Origin of the sequence: Acinetobacter sp. WC-743 (genome assembly GCF_000335555.1) — a bacterium.
Lineage (GTDB): Bacteria > Pseudomonadota > Gammaproteobacteria > Pseudomonadales > Moraxellaceae > Acinetobacter > Acinetobacter bereziniae.
In genome coordinates this window covers 1-821 of the sequence record NZ_AMFQ01000040.1, presented here as the reverse complement: position 1 = coordinate 821, position 821 = coordinate 1, and the positions used below count along the sequence as shown (strand labels likewise).

General features: G+C 45.3%; 1 pseudogene. It reads left to right on the top strand.

Annotated features, from left to right (window positions below):
- A pseudogene (locus ACINWC743_RS05670) lies at positions 1–821 on the top strand (RHS repeat protein); the annotation flags it as partial.

The following is an 821-nucleotide window of genomic DNA, read 5'->3' as shown; positions in this document are numbered from 1 at the left end:
GAACTTAATCGGTTTATTTTTACAACCGAACACCGAAGCCCATGTGCGTATGGCATTACGTCCAATGTTGGGGTTAATGGCTGAGTGTTTATATCCAGCCGATGGCAAAATCAAAGAAGCCGACTTACGTCGTATGCAGTTGCACTTAAATGCCCAGATGGCAGGGGATTTAGAAAAATTCCTACAAGAAACACAAGCTAAACTCACAGGCTTACTGTCCAGTGCAACAACACTGGGGTCTTCAATCTTGCAAGCCTTTACCACCAGTGTGGCAGGTGGATTGCCAAGCATTGCTTCAGCCGGTGCAACAGCTGAAAAGCGAGACCCCAACCTACAATTTAGCAATTGGGCACAGCCATTGATTGATTTGTTGGGCGCACCCGCACAAGCAGACATGACTGCAAAGATTTCAGCGCCTCATTTAACTTTGCAAACGGAAGTTCAAAAAGCCGCCCCATTACTTGCTACAGCGATCCAACAACAAAGCAATGCGGGTACACGATATAGCCTAGCTTGGCTGATTCAAGAAACCCTAAACGCCATTCAAACACAGGGTAAAAAAGCCACAGCCAGCGTCCCCCTCAACCAAACAGGCGAACATGAACAGCATATCAATGGTGATATTTTAGAGTTTGTGACCTTACAGCCTGATGCGTTAAATGATCCGATTTGTGCAACATTGATTGAAGATCAAAGCTCCAAAACAGAACACAGTATCAGCTATGCGATTGGTGCTGAACGGGTCAATCACGCAGACTTCTATTTACCTAAACTGGGTTTTGCCTTTAGCCGACAATATAACTCACAGATGGATGAGTTTG